The 230-nt window shown below is 70.0% G+C and carries 1 protein-coding gene; it reads right to left on the bottom strand.

Annotated features, from left to right (window positions below; all coding sequences use genetic code 11):
* Nucleotides 1-230: hypothetical protein (locus tag H6B31_RS17025; RefSeq protein ID WP_204899560.1), on the bottom strand; the 230-nt coding region annotated here is incomplete at both ends.

Here is a 230-nt window from a genome sequence, read left to right on the forward strand (position 1 = left end):
GTGCGTGCTGACCGCGCGGATGGCGCGGACCGGCTGCGAGTCGGTGTTGGCGACCTGGTGATCACCGGGGTCGAGCAGGTGATCGAGGTCGGATTCGTCGAGTTGCGTCGGGTGCGCGCCCGTGGCCGAGAGGCTCTGCGGGAGCGAGATCGATCCGGTGACCATGAGCTCGCCGCTGCTGAGCGGTCCGAAGTCGTGGTCCGGGATCGACGGCAGCACGAGGGCGCTGG

This window comes from Pseudoflavonifractor capillosus (genome assembly GCF_016899775.1).
Taxonomy (GTDB): domain Bacteria; phylum Bacillota; class Clostridia; order Oscillospirales; family Oscillospiraceae; genus Lawsonibacter.